Genomic DNA, 17,504 nt, shown 5'->3' with positions numbered 1-17,504 from the left:
ACCAACGTGAGTAGCAGGCGTCGTACCCCTGCGCGACGCCACCGCTCCGCAAATCAGCCTCTACTACGCGCTGGGTGCGCTCTCGCCCTTCCAATCGCGCGGCTTGCTCCACCCGCGGCGGACGGGTGCGGCGGCGGTGGCCTCAGCGCGGCTGCGATACACCACGTAGGGGCGCGTCACGTAGCCGAGCGGCGCCGAGAAGATATGCACCAGCCGCGTGTTCGGCAGAATCGCGAACAGCAGGAATCCGGCCACAATGTGCATCTTGAACACCGCCGGCACGGCCGTCATGAGCGATATCTGCGGTTGCAGCGTGAACAGGGAGCGGAGCCACACGGAGATGGTTTCGCGATAGTTGTAGCCGCCGGACAGGCCTGGCGCCACCTGGGTGGCGATGGTGGCCGAGAGCCCCAGTGCGATGGCGAGGGTGAGAAACACATACATGACCACGTCGCCGCGAGTGGTGGCTCGCCGCACGCCGCGATTCACCCAGCGTCGGATGATGAGAATAACCAGCCCCACGGCCGTCATGAGCCCGGCAACGGACCCGCCGATCACGGCGAATGCGTGATACGTGTGCTCGCCGATACCCGCCCCTTCCGTCCAGGATTTGGGGATGAGCAGGCCCATCACGTGGCCGAAGAACACCAGGATGATGCCGTAGTGGAACAGCGGCGAGCCCAGCCGGAGCCAGGTGGATTCATGGAGTTCACTGGAGCGCGACGTCCAGCCGAACTGGTCATAGTGCCACCGCCAGGCCAACCCGCCGATGCAGGCCACCATGCAGGCGTAGGGGAAGATCGCCCAGAAGAATACTGCGAGCGCGTTCAATTTCGCTCCTTTTCGATGCTGGCGCCGCGGAACAGCGGCGGTAGGTCCTTGATGCCCACCAGTTCGGCCGGCGGGCCCTGCCGGATGAGTTGCTGGTAGCGGGCCGTGGTGGCCGCGTCGATGGGCGGAAGCACACGGCAGAGCGCCTCCACCACGCCCTCCCACGGGGATTCCCGCTGGTAGAGCGCCGTTCGCAGCACCTCTAACCCCTCCCGGTGGGCGGGCAACACATAGGTGAGTACCTCCTCCGCGTGCGCGCACAACTCCAGTACCGCCGGCAGGTAGTCCGGCAGTTCCTCGCCGCGCAACTCCCAACCGGCCGCCCGGTACAGTTCCCGAAACGCCAGGAGCGCCTGCCCCCGCTGCCGGGTATCTCCGGTGGCGTAGTAGGTGAGCTCCAGGGAACACCGGCGCTGCTGATCGAAGGTGGTCACGTATTTTTGTTCGACGACGCCGCGCCCCACGCTCAGTGCCCAGCTCGTCCAGGCGGAAAGAAGCCCGGCGATGGGCTCGGGGAGGGATTTGGCCGCGCCCGCCACGGCAGGTACGTACTCCTCAAAGCCGCCGCGCGGATAATCGAGCAGCAGGGAGGCGGCCATGTAGACGGTGCGACGCTGGGCGCCGGTCACCTCCACCGGTGTGGCGGGATCCGGTTCGCCGCCGCGCACCGCTCCGCGGCCGCCCCGGCCGGAAGGCCCCATGTTCACGTGCCGCATCACTCGGCCCTCGCGTAGGGTGCGGGCCGCTCTTCAACCACCACGTGGCCGTCCACCATCTTGGCCACGCGCATGGTTTCGGGCGCGCCCGTCATGCCTACGCCGCCCTCACCGTCCAGTGCACAGGCGAAATCCTCCAGCTGGCGCTGCACCTCCGGGTGGGTGGTGGGAATAACGTAGCGGTCCTCGTACTTGGCCACGGAAAGCAACCGGTACATGCGCTCCACCTCCGTGCCCGTCATGCCCACGGCCGCGGGGATCTCCTCGTTGCCCTCACCGCCCAAGTGAATATCGCGCATGTAGGAGCGCATCACAGCCAACCGCCGCAGCGCCATCTCCACCGGCACCGTGTTGCCGGCCGTGAACAGGGAGGCCAGGTACTCGAGTAGAATACGCATGGTGGCGATGGAGGTGAGGAGCACCTTCGCGTCCTCGCCATCCCCGTGCTGCCGGGCCACCTCATCCACGATGGGTGAGAGCGGCGGGATGTACCACACCATCGGCATGGTGCGGTATTCGGGGTGGAGTGGGAGCGCCACCCGGTACTCCTTGATGAGCGCGTAGATGGGGGAGGCCTGTGCGGCGTCAATGAAGCTGCGCGGCACCCCATTTGCCAGTGCGTTCGCAATGACCGTCTCATCATTCGGATCAAGCAGCAAATCGCGCTGCGCCGCGTACAGATCCCCCTCATCCGGCGTGGCGGCGGCTTCGCCTACGCGGTCGGCGTCGTACAAAACCACGCCCAGGTACCGGAGGCGCCCCACGCACGTTTCCGAGCACACGGTGGGCTGACCCTGCTCGATGCGCGGGTAGCAGAACGTGCATTTTTCCGCCTTGCCCGTGTGATGGTTGAAATACACCTTCTTGTAGGGGCAGCCGGAGATACACATGCGCCAGCCGCGGCAGCGGTCCTGATCCACCAGCACAATGCCGTCCTCGGCACGCTTGTACATGGCGCCGCTGGGGCACACGCTCACGCAGGTGGGGTTGAGACAGTGCTCGCAGATGCGGGGCAGATAGAACATGAACGTGTTCTCGATACTGTGCTTGATCTGCGCGCCGGAGAGCTTGATGACCGGATCGGAATCGAGGGTTTCCTCGGAGCCGCCCAGATCGTCGTCCCAGTTTGGGCCCCACTGCGGGGCGTCCATCGGTTCCCCGGTGATTTGCGAGTAGGGGCGGGCCGCCGGGAGTGCCGCGGAATCCTTCGGCGCCGTGAGCAGCTTCTCGTAGTCATACGTCCATGGCTCGTAGTAGTCATCGAGCCCGGGCATGCGAGGGTTAGCGAAAATAGTGGAAAGCAGGTGCAGGCGCCCGCCCAGGCGCGGGGTGAGCTTGCCGCCCTTGAGAATCCAGCCGCCCCGGTAGTGATCCTGATCCTCCCAGCGCTTCGGGTAGCCCACGCCGGGCTTGGTCTCCACATTGTTGAACCACATGTATTCGGTGCCCTCGCGGTTGGTCCACGCCTGCTTGCAGGTGACCGAGCACGTGTGGCAGCCGATGCACTTGTCCAGGTTCATCACCATCGCAATTTGTGCCATTACCTTCATCAGAACTCAACCTCCTGGGAGCGGCGGCGGATAAAGGCCACCTCGTCGCGCTGGTTTCCGGTGGGACCTATGTAGTTGAAGCCGTACGTCATGTGCCCGTATCCGCCAATGAGATGGGCCGGCTTGAGGAGAATGCGCGTGATCGAATTGTGGGTACCGCCGCGCTTCCCGGTGGACTCGTTGAGCGGGGTGCCCACCATGCGTTCCTGCGCGTGGTGCATGTAGGCGGTGCCCTCGGGGATGCGCTGGGATACCACGGCGCGGGCGCTCACCACGCCATTGCGGTTATGGATTTCCACCCAGTCGTTATCCCGCACGCCCACCTTCTCCGCGTCCGCCGGGCTCATCCACACGGCCTGCCCGCCGCGGCCCAGCGTGAGGATGAGCTGGTTGTCGTAGTAGGAGGAGTGGATGGACCATTTGTTATGGACGGTGAGGTAGCGCACGGCCACCTCGGCCTGCCCGCTACCATCCCTGGCCACCGTGCCCGGGGCGGCCTCCCCGTAGAGGTGCTGGAAGTCCAGCGGCGGGCGATAGATGGGCAGCTGTTCGCCAAAATCGCGCAACCACTGGTGATCCAGGTAGTAGTGCATGCGCCCGGAGAGGGTGTGGAACGGCTTATTACGTTCCACGTTGACCACAAATGCGCTGTAGCGGCGCCCGCCGTGCTCGCTGCCCGTCCACTCCGGCGAGGTGATGACGCTGGAGGGCCGGCTCACAATGTCCGCGTAGTCGATGCGCTTGCCGCGCTCATCCTCCGCCAGGTCCGTGAAGTGCTGCCCGGTTTTCTTCTCCAGGTTCTCCCAGCCGTCCACGGCTACCTCCCCGCAAGTGGTGCCGGAGAGCGCCATGATCATGTTCGCGGCCTTCACCGCCGTGTCCACCGCAGGCCGCGGCCCGATGGCGGTGGGAAGCGTGCCGCTCCGTTCGCCCAGTTCGCGTACCTCCCGGCCGGCCACCCCGGCGTCGAAATTGACGCGCTTGGTGGCCATGCCCACCTTCTCGGGGAGCGGACCCACCGTGGACCACTTCTCATAGATGCGCCCGTAATCGCGTTCGATCGGCACAATCTTCGGCATGGTCTTACCGGGCACCCAGCCTACCCGCTCGCGCGGGCCAAATTCGCCGTGCGGATTCGAGAGTTCATCCGGGGTGTCGTGGGAGAGCGGCACGGTGAGAATGTCTGTCCGCTTCCCCAGGTGCTGTGCGCCCATCGCCGAGCACGCCAGCGCCAAATCCCCGAACCACTCGAAATCGGTGCGCGCATCCCACGGCGGCTGGATAGCCGGGTTAAACGTGTGGATGTAGGGGTGCATGTCCGTGGTGGAGATGTCGTTCTTCTCGTACCAGGTGGCCGCCGGCATCACGACGTCGGAGTGGAGCGTAGTTGAGGTGTTGCGGAAATCCGCGGTCACCATGAGATCCAGCTTGCCGCGCACCGCCTCGCGCCACTTGATCTTCTTCGGCCGTTTGCCCTCGGGAAGCTCTTCGGCCTGGACATCGTTATCCGCACCCAGCATGTGGCGCAGGAAGAATTCGGTGCCCTTCGCGGAGGAACCCAAAAGGTTGGTACGCCAGTTAAACAGCACCTTGGTGTAGTTCGGCTCCGCATCCGGATCCTCAATGGCGAAGTGTAGCCGGCCGGCTTCCAGCTCGCGGGCCACGTAGGCGCCGGGCTCCAGGCCCGCCTCGCTTGCCTCCGCGGCGAGATCCAGTGAGGAGCGGTCAAACTGCGGGTAGCCGGGCATCCAGCCGCGCTGGGTGGCCTCCACCAGGGAGTCCGGCACCGTGTAGCCGTCCATCTTTCCGCTGGCCAGTGGGCTCTCAAAGCGGTCCAGCGTGCCCGTGTCATAGCGCCATTGGGAGGTGAGCATGTACCAGAGGCCGGTGGCGATCATCTGCCGCGCCGGCCGCTGCCAATCAAGCGCCATCGCGTACTGCTGCCAGCCGGTGATGGGCCGCACCTTCTCCTGGCCCACGTAGTGCGCCCAGCCGCCGCCGTTCCTACCCTGCGTGCCGCACATGGTGGTGAGCGCCAGAATGGTGCGATAAATATCGTCTGAATGGAAATAGTGGTTGATGCCGGCCCCCATGATTACCTGGCAGCGTCCGCCGGAGCCGATGGCCGTGTGGGCGAATTCGCGGGCGATGCGGATCACCTGATTCGGGGAGACGCCCGTCTGCTCCTCCTGCCAGGCCGGAGTGTAGGGCTCTGAGGCGTCGTCATACCCGGTGGGCCAGGTACCCGGCAGGCCGGGACGGGCCACGCCGTACTGGGCCAGCATGATGTCGTACACGGTGGTGACCAGGTGGCCGTTCACGCGGGTGACGGGTACGCCGCGGTGGAGCACGCCCGCGCCGATCGGACCCGTGCTTGCCTGCCCCGCCCCCGCCTGGCCCGGAAGATCAAACCGCGGTAGTGAGAGCGTGGCCGTTTCCGTGGCCGCCGGGTTTTTGCTCTCGGCGTCGTCGTACAGGGACAGCCTGGGGGAGACGCCCTCCAACGTGAGGTTCCATTTCCCCTCACTGCCCTCTCCGAAGGCGTCCGCGTCCGTGCCGCCCGGATCCTTGACCGTGCCGTCCTCATCCATCACCAGGAGACGGAAATCCGCACGCGGGGTGGCGGCCAGATCCCCGCCTACTTCACTCGCCGTGAGGAAGTGGGAGGGGACCACCGTGCCGTCTTCGCGGGCATCCAGCGTGACCAGGAACGGTGCATCCGTGTACCTCTTCATGTAGTCGAGGAAGAACGGGGTGCGCTTGCCCTCGTAAAACTCGGTGAGAATCACGTGGCCCATTGCCATGGCGAAGGCGCCGTCCGTGCCGGGGTTGAGGCGCACCCACTCGTCCGCGAACTTCGTGGTGTCCGAATAATCCGGCGCAAACACCACCACCTTCGTACCGTGATAGCGGGCCTCGGTGAGGAAGTGGGCGTCCGGGGTGCGGGTGACAGACACGTTTGAGCCCCACACCAAGAGGTAGTCCGAATTGAACCAGTCCCCGGATTCGGGTACGTCCGTCTGATCGCCGAACACCAGCGGCGAGGACTGGGACAGATCCGCATACCAGTCATAGAAGGAGAGCATGGTGCCGCCCATGAGCTCAAGGAAGCGCGAGCCGGCGCCGTAGGATACCTGGCTCATGGCGGGAATGACGGAGAAGCCGGCCAGGCGGTCCGGGCCGTACTCCTTGGTGGTGGAGACGGTGGCCGCGGCGATGATCTCATTCGCCTCCTCGTAGGACGTGCGCACCATCCCGCCCTTGCCACGCTGGGACACGTAGGCGTTCCGTAGCTCCGGGGTGGTGACCACGCGGCGCCACGCGTCCACGGGATCCCCGCCCACGTCCTTCTTGGCCTGCCGGTAGGCGGCCAGGAGTGCGCCGCGCACATACGGGTGGCGGATGCGGGTGGGGGAGTACTCGTACCAGGAGAAGGCGGCGCCGCGAGGACAGCCGCGCGGCTCGTAGTCCGGCATATCCGGGCCTGTGGACGGGTAGTCCGTCTCTTGGCTTTCCCAGGTGATCATGCCGTCCTTGACGTACACCTTCCAGGAGCAGGAGCCGGTGCAGTTCACGCCGTGAGTGGAGCGCACAATCTTGTCATGTGAGAACCGCTGCCGGTAGAAGGCATCCGCCTCCCGTCCGCCGGTGAGGAACATCTGGCGGGCGTCCTTACTCACGGTGCCGTGGCGTAGGTGAGCGCCCCAGCGGAAGAGGTTATTACCTGACATTGTTTCTCCTTTATCCCGGGCGGATTAAAGCTGGTTTCTGAGCGGGCTAATGCTGGGAGGGCTGGTTGGGCAGGCCGGCGCGGGTGTCCTTGAAGGGAGCGTGCGGGCCGGCGTAGCGCACCCACGCGATGATGGAGCAAATCACGCAGTAGCCCACGCACACCCAGAAGAATGTGGCGGCGGACAGGGCCGTAAGGGCCACGCCGCAGAAGAACGGGCCGAACGCGGCCATGCCGCCCGTGAAGCCGATGGCGCCGCCGGATTGACGCTTCGGCATGATCATGGGGAGCTGCTTGAACGTGGAGGCGTTGCCGATGCCGGCGAACACAAACATGGCCAGCATGGCCCAGAGGAACGGGGTGAAATCGGAGGGGGTGGAGGGGTTGAGGAAGATGGCCGCGATTCCCAGTGTGACGGCCATACCGACGCCGGATACGAAGGTCCAGATGCCCCCGCCGAAGCGGTCGCATAGTGGACCCCACGCCACGCGCACCAGCGAGCCGATGAGCGGCCCGAGGAAGGCGTAGGCGGCGCCGACGGGCAGGTTGCTGAGGCCCTGCTCGGCGAACTGCGAGGTGGCCCCGAAGTTGTCATTGATGAGTAGCCCGAACTGGGCGGAAATGCCGGAAAACAGCCCGAAGGTCATGATGTACTCGAGCGTCATCAACCAGGTGTTCGAGTTTCCGAAAATGTCCAGTTGCTGCTTGACAGACGCCTTGACCGGCACATCCTTCAGCGTTAGGAATGCCACGATGGCCGCCACGATTAGCCACGGAACAAAGAAGATGGCCACGTTCGTGACCCACACCGGGCCGTTCGGGCCGTGCTGGGGAGTCATGACCGTGCTTCCCAGCAGTGCCCAGCCCATGAGCCAGGGCGCCAGCATCTGCACAAAGGACATGCCCAGGTTGCCAACGCCCGCCTGTAAATTGAGGGCCGTGCCGGAGAGGCGCTTGGGGAAGAAGTACCCGGTGGAGGGCATGTATCCGGAGAAGCAGCCCCCGCCGATGCCGCACAGGAAGGAGAGCAGTAGGAGCGTGCCGTAGGGGGTGGAGGGGTTGCCCAGTGCGAAATACCAGCCGAGCATGGGGATGAGCAGTAGCACGGAGGTCCATCCCACCAGCTTGCGCGTGCCCACGATGGGCGGCAGGAACATATACACCAGACGGATGAGGCCGCCGGAGAGACCAGGGATGGCCGTTAGCCAGTAGAGCTGGGATTTGCTGAGGCTAAAGCCAATGCCATTGAGCTGGGCGGCGATGGCGGACACCAGGAACCATGTGCAGAACGCGAAGATCATGGAGAACGTGGTGACCGTGAGGGTGCGCCAGGCAATTCCGGAGTCCCAGTGGTCCTCCTGCTCCGGGTTCCATCCGGCAATGACGCGCCCGGAGGTATCGAGCGCCTGCTGCTGATTCACACCGTCTCCTTCTAGTTTCGCGAGTCCGTTGCTAGAGGTGTCGATTTTCGCGACACCCACCGCTTTCATGTGGTGAAAAACGGTTGTGGCTAGCAGATTTACTACGCAAAATGGTAGTTGCGCATCGGTAGCAAAGAAGTGTGTTGTCGCCACATTTACGTGAGTAATGTGTAGTGAAATTAGGGTGCGTGGTGCGTTCGGAGTGATGGGGACACCCACCGGAGGGAGAGACATATGAAAGCGCAGGTTGTGGTGGTATCGGACCGCGTGCTGGCGGGGGAGAAAGAGAATACGGCCGGACTGCGCGCGGCGGCGCGGCTGCGGGAGGCCGGGTTCTCGTGCGACGTCGCTGTGGTTCCGGAGCGTGCGGGGGATGTGGACGAGGCGCTACGCACGGCCCTGGATGACGGGGCGCGCGTGGTGCTCACACTGGGCGGCACCGGGGTGGGGCGCCGCGGGGTGGTCCCGGAGGTAACCGAGCGCTACCTGGCCGCACAGTTCCCGGCGCTCGCGTTCCAAATTCTGCAGGCGGGACTGGCGTCGACGCCGAAGGCCGGGCTCACGCGCGGGCTGGTGGGGGTGACGGCGCGGGACAGTAGCGGTGCGGTGGTCATTAATTCAGCCTCCTCACGCGGTGCGGTGAGCGATGCGCTGGATGTCATGCTGCCCCTGATTCCGCACATTTTCCGCCAGCTGGAGGAGTAGGGACGGCTACCGGCCGGGCCGGCCTGTAATACGCCGTACGGCTTCCCCCAGCACATCCGCGGTGTAGGCGGCCTGTTCCAGGCGAATGTTGAGCAGCATGCCCTCGTAATAGGCGTCCAGCATGAGCGTGGTGTCCCGGTCAAAGAATTGCTCCATGACAGCGCGGCAGGTGCGGGACCACTCCCGCGTGAGATCGAAGAAGCGGGGACGGCGCACGGCCAGAGAATACAATTCCGTGCCCAGCGCCACCGTGGCTATATCCTGTGCCGAGCCAATGAGCATGCGGGTGGTGGCCTCCTGGGCGGCGGCAAACGTATCCGGGGCGGCGGATACGCCGGCAAAGTAGGCGGCGAACTGCGTGGCGGAGCGATCTGTAAAGCGCTCCAATGCGGCGAAAATGAGATCCTCTTTGCCGGGGAAGAAATAGTTAATCATGCCCACCGATACGTGGGCCTCGGCTGCCACGCCCCGGTAGGAAACACCCACCGCGCCGCGCGCTACGAGCAACCGTTCAGTGGCCGCGATAATGGCGGACGCGCTGTTGCGATCACTCATGGAACCTCAATTCATCGGGAGGTTTCCAGCATAGAGGACGGCGGGCGGCGGCGTGGCAGCAGCGCCGGGGCATACGTGGTCCTCACGGCAAACCGGCCGTGACCCACAACCAGTACCGGTACTGTACTGACCGCGGGACGCTACGACGTCGTACTACTGTGCATCCCCGCGGCTCGCGTGCTTCTTACGATTGCGCGCAACAATGCGCCACACACCGTACACGGCCACGATGGCCCACACACCCTCGGTAATAAACAATCCGGGATTAAACGGGGAAAGCGCCGTGTAGACGAAGCCCACCGCGCCAAGGAAATTCAGCGATTGTTACCACACGGAATCGGAGCTGAGCACGCCCAGATTGAGGAGACCGAACGCAACAACGAACAGGACTCCCGCGATAATTCCAATTTCCATCGAAAATTGCATTTTTACTGCGCTCCTACTTCTCAACCTGCTCGGCGTGGTGGCCCGCCCCGGACTTCGTGGCGGAGGCAGCGTTCTTTCGCCCACGCTTGACGTAAATCTTGATGAAGCCGTACAGGCCGATGAGAGACCAGATTAATTCGGTCCAGAACACACCAGCGTTAAATGGGTGGTAGGCGGAGAGCGCTAGAAAACCGGCACCCAAGAAGTTAAGGAGCTGGTACCAGGGGGTGTCCACCGTCCACACGCCCGTGTTGAGCAGGGCGAATGCGAGCAGCAGTGCCACCGAGGCAATGAGCCCAAAAATGACCATTGCAGACATGAATCTCTTTCTATTGAGAACGCGGGCCGGATTACCCGCCGGATTATCCGGACAACTGCGGTCCAGGTACTTTCGCGGGAAAGTTTACGGAGAAGCGTGGGCGGGTGCGGCGCGCAAGCAGAGATTTTCGGAAAGTCTGAACACTTGTTTAATCGGTTCGTGAGTGGGGCCTCGCTAGCATATTTTCGGTTAAATACGGCGCCGCACGGGCTGGGCACCGCGCGGCGCCGGTGCCGCGGGCCGTTGAAAGGGGCGGAAATGGCAAGTAACGCCGGCGAGGTTGACGTCAACACGACGGACGTCAACCACTACATCAGGGAGGGGCGTCAGCGAGCGCCTTTCTTCCGGTATTTCCGCTTTAATCTGCCCCGGCTCACACGCCTGCTGCTTGTCATCGTTCTTGCCGTCGAGGGCGGGTGCGCCTGGTTCGTGGCAGCCACGGCCGGAACCATGTTCCCCTACGCGCCGCTGGTGCTGGGGCTGCTGGTCGGGCTGACCGGCGTGTTTGTGGTGATTACGCTCTGCACCCGCTGGCATGTATGGGATTTGGGCATGGTGCCGGCAGTGGTGGGTATTTTCTGCTACTTCGGCGCGCTCCGGGGAGAACCGCCCTACGTGTGGAACGGGGGTTCGCTGGCGCAGGCGGCGGCATGGAACTGTGTGCTTTTCGCCGGCCTGGTGTACGTGCTCCTCTACTGGGCGAATAGCTACGGCATTGTGGTGGCGGCCCCGGACAACCAGAACTTCACGGACTAGGAGAAAAAGTGGATTTTTTGCAGTACCCGTGGTGGTTGCGGGCTGAGCACCTGGTCAACATTCTCTTCCTCACCATTTTTATTCGTTCCGGCATTGAAATTCTGGGCACCTTCCCGAAACTCCACCGGTCTATTCACACCCAGCCGGGTAAGCAGTGGGCGCAGTTCTCCATCAAGGAGAAGCGGCACCACAAGTTCTTCCCGGTATCCGGTGAGTATGAGGATTATTCACCCATCGTGTCCCTGCCGGGCCACGGTGATGTGGGACAGGGGCGCTACTGGCATTTCATTTCCGTGGTGCTGTGGGTAGCCATGATGATCGTCTACTGGGTGGTGCTGATCGCCACCGGACAGATTATGCGCTATATCCCCTCGGACTGGTCCGTGTTCGGGCAGGCGTGGCAGAACATCGTCTCCTACCTGGCTTTTGTGGTGCCGGAACCGATGGACGGCTACCCGTTCAACGCCGTCCAGCAGCTTTTCTATGGTTTCGTGGTGATTATTCTGCCGCTGTGGATGATGGTGACGGGCGCCTTCCAATCCCCGGCCATCAATAATCATTTCCCACGTATTTCCCGCGCGATGGGCGGGCGTCAGGTGATCCGCACACTCCACTGGTGGGGGCTGGCGGCCTACCTCATGTTCGTGGTGATCCACGTGCTCATGGTGATTCTGCACGGCTTTGGCCACGAGACCTCGAAAATGATTTTCGGGACGGCCTCCTACCCGGTGGCCGGCGGGCTGATTTTCGGTGCGGCGCTCGTGTTCATTGTGTTCTGCAACGTGTGGGCCACGAAGTCCTCCACCAACCACCCGGCCTGGATTGCGCGCCTGAATAACGCGCTGGTGCGTCCGCTCACGCGTTTCCTGCGCAAGTATTCGGAGGCCAGGACCACCACGTACGAGGCCAAGGATGTCACCCCGGCACAGAACCACCGTGCTTCGGGCATGCCGCCCTCAAGCGAGGAATACATGGCCATGCTGTGCAACAACTGGGATGATTACGTGCTGGAAATCGGCGGACTGGTCAAAACGCCCATGCGCTTCTCCGTGGCCGATCTGCGCCGCATCTCCGACGGCTACTTCCAGCGCACGGTCCACCACTGCGTGCAGGGCTTCTCCTCACTTGGTGAGTGGGATGGGGTACCGCTGGAGCGACTACTCGCGCTGGTGGAACCGCTGGAGGGAGCCAGCGACGTCGTGGTGCAGTGCTTCCAGAACATGACCCGCGACGACGACCTGTACTCCGGTTCCTACTACTACGAGACCGTGCCGATGGTCGAGGCCACGCAGCCGAAAACCCTCATCGCGTTCGGCTATCAGGGTGAAGAACTGCCCATGAAGGTGGGGGCGCCATGCCGGCTCCGGCTGGAAACCTCCACGGGATTCCGCTCCGCCAAGTGGATTGAACGCATCGAAGTAGTGAATCGGTTCGACATTATCGGCAACGGCAAGGGCGGCTTCTTTGAGGACACAGACAGCTACGACCGCCTGCAGATGATCTAGGAGAAACATGACGGAACAGGACGTGGCGGGCACGGTTGAATCGGTGGACGGTACGACGTCGAAGCGTGCGGCCGAGCGGGTACGCGCGGCGGCGAACGGCGCTGTGAATGCGGCGGCGGAACCTATGGCAACGGACAGTGTGGGCATGACCGCGGCCGAGCAGGCGGAGGCGGCGCGAATGCGTAAAAAGCTGGCGGAGTTCAGCTCGCGTGCGCTCTACGAGGACATGCCGCTGAGTGCCGCGCAGCGCGAGACCGTACGCGAATACCTCCGCGCGGTGAATTTCCATATTGACGCGACGCCGGCCGGCCCGGGCCGCCCCGCACGTCCGGGTGCCGGGCCCGATGACTTTGAAATTGCGGACACGGCCCGCTACCTGGGCTACATGTTCCAGAAAGAGGATCTGGAATCCTTTGGCGTGGGGCTGCGCTGCACGGTGGAGGGGCTCGAGGGCGTGCACACGTTCATCCGGATGTCGCGCGGTCAGCTACTCGGCGAGGCGGAGGCGAAGCGGCTGGCCGTCAACGCTCCCGTGCGTGCGGCCGACGCCCTCACCATGCGGCGTTTCCGGGATACGGCCGCGGCGCCCGTGCATACCGGGGAGGATGCCTATACGGCGCAGGCGGGCGTGGCCGGAGGCAACGAGGACCTCGCCATGCTCGAAGCGCAACTGGCGGATATTCGCGACTATCACGCGGGCCGGCCCGTCTACGACCATCAGGAGATGCTGGATCTCAAAATCTACTGGGGCACGCTCCTGGCTGGACGCTACCCGCGGCTCAAGTACTTCGAACGGAATGGTGAGCTCTCCCCGGAGCAGGTGACACGGCTGCACGCGTTCGAGGACCGGGTGGAAGCTGCCACGGACATGCTTGAGGAAATGGGCCTGCCCACGTTTGCCACGCTCCGCACCACGCCCGTGGTGAATGGGTAGCTAGCGCCGCACCGCCGGCAGTCCCCACCGGTCCCGGTTGGGCCGCTGGCGGGCGGGTTGTTTGAATTTCACCGGCTACTTCACCACGGACACGCTGGTGGCTTTGATCTGAGCATTCGCGATGACCCCGGGCGCGAGTCCCAGCGCGTCCACCGCCTCCGTGGTGATGACCGAAACGATGCGGTAGTTGCCGCATTGCAGCACCACCTGGGACACCACCCTGTCCCGAATCACCTCAAGCACAATGCCCTCAAGCAGATTCCGGTTGGAGGCGTGATGAGAGGCATCGGCGGGGTGCCGCTCGCGGAGGTACTGTGCCACGGACTGGCCGGAGACCTCCCGCGGAGACGTACCTGGGACGGCACTGATGCGGCCGTCGTCGATCCAGCGGCGGACGGTATCATCAGAAACGGCGAGCAGGTGCGCCACCTGGGAGATCTTGTAGTTCATGGGTGAAGTGTAGGCCGCCCGGGCGTGGATGCGAGTATAAGAAATTTAACTGTTCCGATACTTTTCTTAGAGAACATAATGGGTTTCTGTGGGTTTTGGCAGAGGGTGTCGCCTTCCTGCGGGTGTGCCCTAGTCGGTGGCCGTGAGCTTCGCCCTCACCTCGGGTGGGAACTGCGCCAGCACCGCCGCGGGCACGGCCGCCTGTAGCGGATGTGCTGCCCGGTAGGCGCAGAACTGGCACAGTGGTCCCTCCTCTTTCGGATGGGGCGCGCCGCACTTCGCGCACGGCACGGTATTCTGGTCCGCCGTCTGTTCGACGACGTCGAGGGCGCGCGCCGCCGTGGTTTCGCCGGCGCGGTGCTGCGTGCAGTAGTGGATAGCCGTACGGCAGGCACGGCAGAGCGTGGAGTAGGTGGCGCGGATGGTGCGGGCGTCGGTGGCGCCGTTCGGACAGTGCGCGAGTCCGTCCGAGCATGCGGCACAGCGGATGGCGTGGAGCGCATCCACGTCTGCGTCTGCCAGTGGCGTGGTGCCATCCCACCGGGCCACGGCCGGGAGTGGCACCACGCCCGCGGTGGCGAGGCGATGCCAGGCGGCGAAGGCGCGGAACGGATCTGCATCCCGCCCGCGGATCGGGCCGTGAATGGGGGCGAACAGGGCGCGGCGCGGCAGTGGGATCGCCGTGAGGCTCAACTGGGTGCCGCGCCGCAGCGGCCGGCGACGAGGCGGCGTATAGGGAAGCACGTACCCGCTAGCAAACCGTGCGCCAAGGTGGGAGGGCGTGTCGGCCTTTTGGCATGCGGAGCAGGCCGCAATATGCACGGCGCTCGCGCCCGCCGCGAGCAGTTCGGCAAGCACGGACGGGTCAAGTACGCCTAAATGCTGATCCCATGCGACGGCGAGCCCTCGCCCGCCCACGCGTGGTGCCGCCGTACCGGGGCAGTGAAGCACCACGATTGCGTAGGGATCATGCGCTTCCAACCATCGAATAAGGCGCCCCAGGTTATCCACGCGTATCCGCTCCGGTAAACGCGGCGCTGCCGGCAACATCCGCGAAGAACCGCCGTGCCTGCGTGGAAAAACCGGCAAGCATGCGGCCGGCCGCACGGTAGAAATCCGTTCGGGCGTGCGCAGCCACGCCGTCCACCACCCGGTCCATGAGCGGGCCGGCAAAATCAAGGCACCGCACGCCGACGCTACCCAGTGCCACCGCGGCGCATCCGGCCCGTTTGTTGGCGGGCGCGGCGGTGCGGTTCACGCTGGGATCCGGCCCGGCACCCTCCCGGCACATCGCCGTGATGCGAGAGGCGAGGAAACCGAGGAATCCCAATTCGCTCGCCATGTGATCCGGCGCCAGGGGCCCGCTTGCCTCAGGCTGATAGTCCGCATCACGGTAGAGGGCGGTCAACTGGAATACGGCGGCGGGGGATACTCCGGGCGTGTCCGCGCCCGACAGGCTCACGGTGCCCTGGAAGCCGAACAGTGCCACGTAATCGTCACGGATCTCAAAAATTGAGTTCTCCATGGCGGCCATCGCGTCCGCACCCGCCACCGATTCGTTATCCCGCAGTGGCCACAGGCGCAGCAGTGCTGTATCGGTGAGATTCTCCATGAGCCCGCGCTCCGGGCTGGCGGCAAACAATCGGGAGAGAACGGCTGCCGCGGTGGTGAGGCGAATACCGCGGCCGGCAAAATCCGCGGGGGCCGGATCAGAAAAAGGATTAAAGGTCACTGCGCCGCCTCGGCGCTGAAGGCATCACGGATCCGTGAGCGCACGGGCAGCCCGCGCCAATCGGGCTGAAGAAGATTCTCCCGCTCAAGGATGGCGGTCCAGTCCAGGATCGCTCCCAGTGAGGCCCACTCGAGTCCCGTCAGCCACGCGGTATCCGCCTGGCTGGCCGCCGAGGTGAGCATTCGCGGTGCCCAGCGCAGCAGGTTATCCCGCGTAAAGCCCAGCGCCACCGCGAGGGGCCGCTGTTGCTCCGACTCGGTTTTCCCGTCCAGTGTTCGCAAAATGCACTGGCAGAGGAAATCAAACTCCAACCCAATGTGATCATCGGGCTCGTTATTGAGCTTCGGTGCCTCCAGATCCAGCACCCGATACTTGGCGCGTACCTCCAGCGTTTCCAGGTCAAACACCAGGTGGTCCGTGGACCGGTGCACGGACTCATAGGGCGGTACTTTCGCCGTAGCGGAAATGCCATACATGAGATCCTGGTCGCGCCGACGCACGGCTGCTGTCTCGCCCCGTTCCACCGAGGCGCGCAACTGCGTCAATCCGTAGCCGGTAGCACGCCGTGCCCACGCGGCATCCCACCGTGCGCCGGGCGCCTCACCTCCGGCGTCGAACGGCTCGGGTGGCGTCGCAACGGCGTCGGCAGTGAGCGGCCACTCATCGAGAGCATTCACTACGCGCCCCACCGCGGCGTCGGTAGCGGGTGAGAGCTGCAGCGCGGAGAGCACAGTGAAAACGGCGGCGTAGCGGTCCAAAAGGGCGGAGTCGATCACGAAACGATCCTAGTTGAACGTGTTGATACCCACGCGAATGAGGCCTTCGTAGTGCAGGCCGCGGCCGAGCAGCTCCGAGGCCAGCACCACCACCAGCGCGATCGTCAGGATCCGCACCAGTTTGCGGGTGGGTGTGCAGGTGCGGTAGGCCTCATCGCGGGCGGCGAAGGCAATCAGTGCGATGGCAATTACGAGGGAGATGAGGCGGATGGCCAGCCACCCGTGGCTCAGCATGTTGCTCGCCACTTCGGTTTCCACGCCTCCGTTAATGCCCAGCCGCGCCATCTGGAACGGGTAGGCGAGTAGCAGGATGATGCCGGCGGCAGCCGAAAGCGCCACGGCGAAGCGGGTGGCGTACACGGAGAAGCTGGTGAGCTGGTCCGTGAGTGGGCCACCCGGGAATAGGCCACGGCGCATAGTGGCGCCCACACGATGCCAGAACCCGGGCCCGGCCTCCTTGGCTTCGGACTCATGAGGGGCGACGGCGGGCTCGCGGAAGGCAGCGGGCCTGCGGGAGGTAGTGGGCTCGGGGGAGGCGGCGTCCTCCTCGCGGCGGTGATGGAACCACGCCACCGTAATTGCAAGCGCATCCGCCAGTGCGCCCGTGAAGAACGTGGAGCCGAAGAACAGCACCCAGGTGAACCACGAATGCCAGGCCGGCACCGTGACCACCGTGTAGTACACCATGACCATGGAGATAATGAGGCCCAGGCCCACCGCGGCCGTGATGATCCAGAAGGCTCGCCGCCAGGCGCCGCCCTTATGGAACCATTCCAGGCAGGCCAGAATGAGGCCGGCCACGCCGTAGAGCACGCCGAAGGTGATTTCGGCGCTCAGCGGGGAATGCCCCAGGCCAAGGAACGTGAACGGTGCGTGGAGCGGGTAGCCCAAATGGAAGAACGCGGCAAAGAAGCCCAGCACCAGCAGTGGGCCGGCGGCGTACATGCCGGCCCGGGTGACGCGGGCGATGGTGTTTTCGCTGACGCCGCGGCGGCGGCCCAGCAGCATGATGATTCCCAACACCCAGAACGCCCCCACCGACATTTGCGCGATGGTGGTGAACAGGATCATGGGCAGTTCAGCGGTTCGCATGGCGCC

General features: G+C 64.4%; 17 protein-coding genes. 4 read left to right on the top strand and 13 right to left on the bottom strand.

Annotation, left to right across the window (positions count from 1 at the left end; translation table 11 throughout):
* Positions 1-63: 63 nt before the first annotated feature.
* Genes narI through EIH27_RS06140 form a run of 5 tightly spaced genes read right to left on the bottom strand, consistent with a single transcriptional unit; the run spans position 64 to position 8,248 of the window.
* Entirely contained in the window at positions 64-831 is a 768-nt protein-coding gene (narI, locus tag EIH27_RS06160) for a respiratory nitrate reductase subunit gamma (RefSeq protein WP_124040010.1), read from the bottom strand.
* Entirely contained in the window at positions 828-1,547 is a 720-nt protein-coding gene (narJ, locus tag EIH27_RS06155; protein WP_241152987.1) for a nitrate reductase molybdenum cofactor assembly chaperone, read from the bottom strand. Before narJ ends, narI begins: the two co-directional genes overlap by 4 nt.
* Positions 1,547-3,097 (bottom strand): nitrate reductase subunit beta, encoded by a 1,551-nt coding sequence (narH, locus tag EIH27_RS06150; protein ID WP_124040009.1) that lies wholly within the window; start codon positions 3,095-3,097, stop codon positions 1,547-1,549. Before narH ends, narJ begins: the two co-directional genes overlap by 1 nt.
* On the bottom strand, positions 3,097-6,828 hold the full coding sequence (locus EIH27_RS06145; protein WP_124040008.1) for a nitrate reductase subunit alpha: 3,732 nt from the start codon (positions 6,826-6,828) through the stop codon (positions 3,097-3,099). The genes narH and EIH27_RS06145 overlap by 1 nt, the downstream gene beginning before the upstream one ends.
* A gap of 46 nt (positions 6,829-6,874) precedes the next feature.
* Positions 6,875-8,248: a nitrate/nitrite transporter gene (locus EIH27_RS06140; protein ID WP_164461614.1), complete on the bottom strand. Its 1,374-nt coding sequence runs from the start codon at positions 8,246-8,248 to the stop codon at positions 6,875-6,877.
* A 234-nt stretch (positions 8,249-8,482) separates the two neighbouring features.
* On the opposite strand from EIH27_RS06140, the gene EIH27_RS06135 reads away from it, so the two are divergent.
* Complete coding sequence (locus tag EIH27_RS06135; protein WP_124040007.1) at positions 8,483-8,953, top strand: molybdopterin-binding protein; 471 nt, start codon at positions 8,483-8,485, stop codon at positions 8,951-8,953.
* Between the two features lie 6 nt (positions 8,954-8,959).
* Here EIH27_RS06135 and EIH27_RS06130 read toward each other — a convergent pair whose 3' ends face one another.
* From EIH27_RS06130 to EIH27_RS06120, 3 genes are all read right to left on the bottom strand, one after another.
* Positions 8,960-9,508, bottom strand: a complete 549-nt coding sequence (locus EIH27_RS06130; protein ID WP_124040006.1) for a TetR/AcrR family transcriptional regulator — start codon at positions 9,506-9,508, stop codon at positions 8,960-8,962.
* A gap of 153 nt (positions 9,509-9,661) precedes the next feature.
* Entirely contained in the window at positions 9,662-9,826 is a 165-nt protein-coding gene (locus EIH27_RS07890) for a CBU_0592 family membrane protein (RefSeq protein ID WP_420892148.1), read from the bottom strand.
* A gap of 121 nt (positions 9,827-9,947) precedes the next feature.
* On the bottom strand, positions 9,948-10,253 hold the full coding sequence (locus tag EIH27_RS06120) for a CBU_0592 family membrane protein (RefSeq protein ID WP_206424895.1): 306 nt from the start codon (positions 10,251-10,253) through the stop codon (positions 9,948-9,950).
* A gap of 258 nt (positions 10,254-10,511) precedes the next feature.
* On the opposite strand from EIH27_RS06120, the gene EIH27_RS06115 reads away from it, so the two are divergent.
* The 3 genes from EIH27_RS06115 to EIH27_RS06105 are packed head-to-tail and all read left to right on the top strand — an operon-like array spanning position 10,512 to position 13,448.
* Positions 10,512-11,009: a hypothetical protein gene (locus EIH27_RS06115; RefSeq protein ID WP_124040005.1), complete on the top strand. Its 498-nt coding sequence runs from the start codon at positions 10,512-10,514 to the stop codon at positions 11,007-11,009.
* A gap of 8 nt (positions 11,010-11,017) precedes the next feature.
* Positions 11,018-12,514, top strand: coding sequence for a molybdopterin-dependent oxidoreductase (locus EIH27_RS06110; RefSeq protein ID WP_124040004.1), 1,497 nt, complete (start codon positions 11,018-11,020; stop codon positions 12,512-12,514).
* A gap of 7 nt (positions 12,515-12,521) precedes the next feature.
* On the top strand, positions 12,522-13,448 hold the full coding sequence (locus EIH27_RS06105; protein ID WP_206424894.1) for a hypothetical protein: 927 nt from the start codon (positions 12,522-12,524) through the stop codon (positions 13,446-13,448).
* Between the two features lie 75 nt (positions 13,449-13,523).
* On the opposite strand, the gene EIH27_RS06100 is transcribed toward EIH27_RS06105, so the two are convergent.
* The 5 genes from EIH27_RS06100 to EIH27_RS06080 form a co-directional block, all read right to left on the bottom strand.
* Positions 13,524-13,898, bottom strand: a complete 375-nt coding sequence (locus EIH27_RS06100) for a TOBE domain-containing protein (protein WP_124040003.1) — start codon at positions 13,896-13,898, stop codon at positions 13,524-13,526.
* Positions 13,899-14,027: 129 nt separating this feature from the next.
* A complete protein-coding gene (locus EIH27_RS06095) occupies positions 14,028-14,909 on the bottom strand; it encodes a hypothetical protein (protein WP_124040002.1) in 882 nt (293 codons plus the stop codon).
* Positions 14,902-15,630, bottom strand: a complete 729-nt coding sequence (locus EIH27_RS06090) for a TorD/DmsD family molecular chaperone (protein WP_124040001.1) — start codon at positions 15,628-15,630, stop codon at positions 14,902-14,904. Before EIH27_RS06090 ends, EIH27_RS06095 begins: the two co-directional genes overlap by 8 nt.
* Complete coding sequence (locus tag EIH27_RS06085; RefSeq protein ID WP_124040000.1) at positions 15,627-16,406, bottom strand: TorD/DmsD family molecular chaperone; 780 nt, start codon at positions 16,404-16,406, stop codon at positions 15,627-15,629. Before EIH27_RS06085 ends, EIH27_RS06090 begins: the two co-directional genes overlap by 4 nt.
* Before the next feature lie 9 nt (positions 16,407-16,415).
* Positions 16,416-17,498, bottom strand: coding sequence for a dimethyl sulfoxide reductase anchor subunit family protein (locus EIH27_RS06080; RefSeq protein WP_124039999.1), 1,083 nt, complete (start codon positions 17,496-17,498; stop codon positions 16,416-16,418).
* Between the last annotated feature and the right edge of the window lie 6 nt (positions 17,499-17,504).

It is taken from the genome of Neoactinobaculum massilliense (assembly GCF_900604955.1).
GTDB lineage: Bacteria > Actinomycetota > Actinomycetes > Actinomycetales > Actinomycetaceae > Neoactinobaculum > Neoactinobaculum massilliense.
The sequence above is the reverse complement of the archived record's forward strand: the minus strand, read 5'-3'. Positions and strand labels throughout refer to the sequence as shown.

Bases quoted from the DNA above. Each gene is read 5' to 3' on its own strand.
- narH (WP_124040009.1), bottom strand. From the start codon at position 3,097: ATGAAGGTAATGGCACAAATTGCGATGGTGATGAACCTGGACAAGTGC.
- EIH27_RS06100 (WP_124040003.1), bottom strand. From the start codon at position 13,898: ATGAACTACAAGATCTCCCAGGTGGCGCACCTGCTCGCCGTTTCTGAT.
- narJ (WP_241152987.1), bottom strand. From the start codon at position 1,547: ATGCGGCACGTGAACATGGGGCCTTCCGGCCGGGGCGGCCGCGGAGCG.
- EIH27_RS06105 (WP_206424894.1), top strand. From the start codon at position 12,522: ATGACGGAACAGGACGTGGCGGGCACGGTTGAATCGGTGGACGGTACG.
- EIH27_RS06120 (WP_206424895.1), bottom strand. From the start codon at position 10,253: ATGTCTGCAATGGTCATTTTTGGGCTCATTGCCTCGGTGGCACTGCTG.
- EIH27_RS06080 (WP_124039999.1), bottom strand. From the start codon at position 17,498: ATGCGAACCGCTGAACTGCCCATGATCCTGTTCACCACCATCGCGCAA.
- EIH27_RS06130 (WP_124040006.1), bottom strand. From the start codon at position 9,508: ATGAGTGATCGCAACAGCGCGTCCGCCATTATCGCGGCCACTGAACGG.
- EIH27_RS06135 (WP_124040007.1), top strand. From the start codon at position 8,483: ATGAAAGCGCAGGTTGTGGTGGTATCGGACCGCGTGCTGGCGGGGGAG.
- EIH27_RS06115 (WP_124040005.1), top strand. From the start codon at position 10,512: ATGGCAAGTAACGCCGGCGAGGTTGACGTCAACACGACGGACGTCAAC.
- EIH27_RS06145 (WP_124040008.1), bottom strand. From the start codon at position 6,828: ATGTCAGGTAATAACCTCTTCCGCTGGGGCGCTCACCTACGCCACGGC.